The sequence below is a fragment of the Parabacteroides sp. merdae-related_45_40 genome (assembly GCF_001915675.1).
The window spans coordinates 7652-11392 of record NZ_MNQY01000084.1; the positions used below are offsets into that span (position 1 = coordinate 7652).

Genomic DNA, 3741 nt, shown 5'->3' on the forward strand with positions numbered 1-3741 from the left:
GGGCATCCCATCCGCACGGAGAAGAAGAGTCTCGAACATCCGCCGACGGTCCTGATCGGCACGCCGGGGCGTATCGTCGACCATTTGGAACGGGGTAATATCAATCTGGACAGTGTGCGTACGCTGATCCTTGATGAGTTTGACAAATCGCTCGAACTGGGTTTTCTTGCTGAAATGAAGGAGATTTTGGCACATCTCCCAGGCGTGCGCCGCCGGGTGCTGACTTCGGCAACGGCAGCAGTCGATATTCCTGCTTTCACCGGGATTACAGCTCCGGTACGATTGTCGTTCTTGAAAGATGTGAAGGAGTCGAAAGGGCTGGCTTTGCGTGTGGTCAAGTCTCCAGTTAAGGACAAGCTGGAAACCTTGTACAAGCTTTTAGGTGAACTGAAAGGTGGTTCTGCCCTTATCTTCTGCAATTATCGGGAGACGGTAGAACGGGTGAGCAACTATCTGACCGAAATGGGTGTAGATAACGAATACTTCCACGGAGGAATGGAGCAACCGGAACGTGAACGTGCCTTGTCGCATTTCCGTAACGGCAGTGCTACCGTATTTATTTCTACTGATTTGGCCTCTCGCGGTCTTGATATTCCAGAAGTGAAGAATGTGATCCATTATCATCTTCCTGTGAGTGAAGAGGCGTACGTGCATCGTAACGGACGTACGGCTCGTATGAACGCGGAAGGGGTTGCTTATCTGATCTTGAATGCGGAAGAGACGATTCCTGAATATATCACCCGCGAGCCGGATGAGTTTTTCTTGCCGGAAGTGGCAAAGAAGCCCGTCCGTTCCGAGTGGGTGACACTGACGATCAATCGGGGGAAACGGGACAAATTGAGCAAGAAGGATGTGGTCGGCTTCCTCTTTCAGAAAGGTGGACTGGAAAAGGACGATTTAGGCATAGTCGAGATAAAGGAAAGTTGCGCTTTCGCAGCTGTCAAGCGGACTAAACTATCCGGTTTGCTGGGGCGTATTCGGAATGAAAAGATAAAGAACATGAAAGCTAAGTTTATATGAGCATATTGATAAAAGGCGCTTTATTGGATGGTGCTGTAACTGATGTCTATATAGAGAAAAAGGAGATCAGGCAGGTAGGGACGGATCTTCAGGTACAGGCGGATCAGGTGATAGACGGAAGGCGTAAAGCCTTGATCCCTGGTTTCGTAAATGCGCATACACATGCTGCTATGACGCTTTTCCGTGGTTTTGGCGATGACATGCCGTTGATGCCCTGGCTGGAGCAGAAGATCTGGCCGAATGAAGCGAAATTGACGCGCGAGGATGTTTATTGGGGAACGAAGCTAGCTTGTCTCGAAATGATAAAAAGCGGGACGACAACGTTTTTCGATATGTATCATAAGTTCCGGGCTACGGCCGATGCTGTCGAAGAAATGGGGCTGCGTGCATTGCTTGCCGGCGTCTGTTTCGATCATTTCAAACCAGAATTGGCAGAAAAGAGCAAGCGTGAAAACGAGAAACTTGTTGTCGATGTGGAAAACTATAGCAAGCGCATACGGTATGCGGTCGGTCCCCATGCCATTTATACCGTGTCTGGCGAACTGTTACAGTGGATACATGGTTTTGCTGCCGAGCATTCCGTCCCGATTCATCTGCATTTGGCAGAGACGGAAGGCGAAGTCAGAAACTCAATCAAACAGTTCGGCTTTACTCCTGTACGTTATTTATATAAATTAGGTATATTATCCCCACGTCTGATCATTGCGCACGGTATCTATGTCGATGATGACGAGATTCGTATGCTGGCGGATCACGGAGTGAAAGTGGTGCATAATCCGGCATCCAATATGAAGCTGGCCTCCGGCATTCAATTCAAATTTTGTGAGATGCGAAAGGCCGGTGTTACTGTCGCTTTGGGTACTGACGGTTGTTCTTCTTCCAATAATCTGGATATGATCGAGGCGATGAAACTTGCTTCGCTTTTAGGCAAGGCCTGGCGGAAAGACCCGGAGGCGATTCCAGCTGGTGAAATATTCCAGGCGGCGACGGAAGCCGGTGCTTCGGCTATCGGACTGAAAGCCGGACGGATTGCCGAAGGCTATCTGGCGGATCTCTGTTTGGTCGATTTAGATATTCCGGCTTTTACCCCGAATCATAACTTTGTCTCCAATCTCGTGTATGCAGCAAACGGCAGTTGTATCGATACCGTTATCTGTGATGGTAAAATCCTGATGCAAGACAAAAAGGTTCCGGGCGAGGAGGAGATTATGGAGCATACAGCTGAACTTGCCTATAAGTTGGTAAGAGAACCGTAGGCGAGAAAACCGAAGTTCCCTCGACATGAAACCTATTCTTTTGTGACGTTGAACAATTAATTTGAATGTATATGAATACAAATGACAATACTATTTATCGGGAAGCGGCTGGTTACCTGTCGTCTCGTATTACTGGTAATCCGGAAACCGCTATTATCTTAGGCAGTGGCTTGGGGTCCCTTGCCGACCAGATCGAAGAAGCTGTGGTTATTCCCTATAGTGAGATTCCGCATTTTATGCATTCGACAGCCGCAGGACATAAAGGAAACTTCATCTGCGGTAGGTTAGGAGGGAAGCAGGTGCTTGCCATGCAGGGACGTTTCCATTATTATGAGGGCTATACCATGCAGCAAGTGACCTTCCCCGTCCGGGTGATGAAGCTCTTGGGTGTTAAGAATCTGTTGGTTTCCAATGCCGCAGGCGGTATCAATACGAGTTTCAAAGTTGGTGACCTGATGATCATACGCGATCACATCAATATGATGCCTAATCCGCTGATCGGTCCGAATGACGAACAGTTCGGAACCCGTTTCCCGGATATGACGCGCGCGTATGACCGGGAGTTTATTGGGCTTGTCGAAGAAATTGCCGCGTCCCACGGTATCTCATTGAAGAAGGGCGTATATGTCGGACTGACAGGTCCTTCTTTCGAAACTCCGGCTGAGTATGCTTTCTACGGCAGGGTCGGAGGCGACGCGATCGGAATGAGTACGGTTCCGGAGGTAATCGTGGCTCGTCATGCCGGTTTGCGTGTATTCGGTATGTCCGTGATTACAAATGAAGGCTATCATTTTGCCGATGATTTCGTCAATGACGGGGCCGATGTGATTGTCGCCGCCAATCAAGCGGCAGCGGTCATAACCATTCTCTTCCGGGAATTAGTTGCCAAGATATAAGAAGGGAAGAAGATGAAAAAGTGTTGGATTATGGGGATTGTGGGATTGGTGCTTTTTGCCGATTGCACCAATGTTGGTGCACAATACCAAGTTTGTTGAAATGCTTGGTAAGAAGGACAGCATTGTCTGGCAAGAAAAATATCCGGTACAAGCCGGCATTGCTGACGGTCACATTTATATAGATAAGGAGCTGAATCCTGGAAGATTACCGTATCCATGCCTATACCAGATTCTCCTTTTTGGACGATACTATCCGTCCTTTTTATCCTAAGAAGATACGTATCGTAAAGACTATAGCAAATAAAGGATATGATTCCTCCGTACCTCGCGGATACGCGAGTCGCTAAACTGACCTTTTTTCCGGAAGGAGGTAATTTGATAGAGGGGATACCTGTAAAAGTGGCATTCAAGGCGTTGAACGAGAAAGGTATATATGGTATAAAAGTTTTTTCGCAAAACAACTGTCATACTATCATAGTTGAATTTATATGACTGTATAACAGTTTGTTATTCTATGATAGTTCCTGTTTTCAACTATCATTCATCTATCATAACCATCATGGGGAAAA

3 protein-coding genes are annotated in these 3741 nt (G+C 47.4%); all 3 read left to right on the forward strand.

Annotated features, from left to right (window positions below; translation table 11 throughout):
- Positions 1–1020: helicase-related protein (locus BHV83_RS10890; protein ID WP_286757510.1), on the forward strand; the 1020-nt coding region annotated here is incomplete at its 5' end.
- The gene (locus BHV83_RS10895) at positions 1017–2276 is read left to right on the forward strand and encodes an amidohydrolase family protein (protein WP_122116546.1); all 1260 of its coding nucleotides are present in this window, start codon (positions 1017–1019) and stop codon (positions 2274–2276) included. The genes BHV83_RS10890 and BHV83_RS10895, both read left to right, overlap by 4 nt.
- 71 nt (positions 2277–2347) lie before the next feature.
- Positions 2348–3172, forward strand: coding sequence for a purine nucleoside phosphorylase I, inosine and guanosine-specific (locus BHV83_RS10900; protein WP_286757511.1), 825 nt, complete (start codon positions 2348–2350; stop codon positions 3170–3172).
- The last annotated feature ends 569 nt before the right edge of the window (positions 3173–3741 follow it).